Source organism: Pseudoalteromonas sp. NZS127_1, from assembly GCF_015864295.1.
Lineage (GTDB): Bacteria > Pseudomonadota > Gammaproteobacteria > Enterobacterales > Alteromonadaceae > Pseudoalteromonas > Pseudoalteromonas arctica.
In genome coordinates this window covers 1-894 of the sequence record NZ_JADYXO010000066.1, presented here as the reverse complement: position 1 = coordinate 894, position 894 = coordinate 1, and the positions used below count along the sequence as shown (strand labels likewise).

The following is an 894-nucleotide window of genomic DNA, read 5'->3' as shown; positions in this document are numbered from 1 at the left end:
GTCGATGTTTGCAATCGCGTTATCGATAATTGCTAACGCATCTTGTGAGCCCTTTTGGCTTGTAATATCAACGTCAGAAACATCATTTAGCTTACTGACTACAGCATTAGTAGTTGCTGCAATTGAATCATCATCGGCTACTACACTGAACGTTTCAGAAGAATTTAATTGGACTGCGCCTGATATCAAAGTCGAATCAGTACTTCCAGCAGTTAAAGTAATTTCGGTTCCATCAGTATCATTGTAACCTTGAGGCTTTACAAGTAGGGTTGCAGCTGGTGTAGCAAGATTATCACTAAAATTAACAATTGAAATATCTGCTCCAGTATTATTTGATACAGACAACACACCATTATCAATCGTTGCAATCACACCATGATCATCAGTTGCACCATTAATGGCTTCAGCCATTGCTTGTTTATCACCATCAACAGTTCCTGTTGAAGTGTATGACAAATCTTCACCGTTTAGTTCAAAGCTTATAGTACTATCTAATACAGGCCCTGCTGCTGCTGCCCCAAATGTAATTTCAGCTTCAGTTCTTGCCTGAGCTGTAACACCTGTAGAGCTAGTTACGCTATTAATTGCAGCTGCAGTTGCTTCAGCGCTAGCGCCATCAGCTATTACAACATCGGCATCATTACGGCCTGATATACTGTACGTTCCTCCTGTTACTGAAGGTGCGGCCGTAGTGAGGTCAACAGCTCCTGCAGTTGCTTGACCCAAACCATTTTCTGTTGCATCAGCACCAACTGCACCTTGCAAATTAACTTGGTTAGAACCAATTTTTTCTGCCGCTACACTAGACAGTGATACATTAATTGTTTCGTTTGCATTTGAACCAATTTGGAATGATTTTGAACCGAAGCTGCCGTTCAATAATTGCTGACCACC

1 pseudogene is annotated in these 894 nt (G+C 41.4%); it reads right to left on the bottom strand.

Going from position 1 to position 894, the window contains the following annotated elements:
- Nucleotides 1–894 (bottom strand): annotated as a pseudogene (locus I6F50_RS20140) (flagellin); the annotation flags it as partial.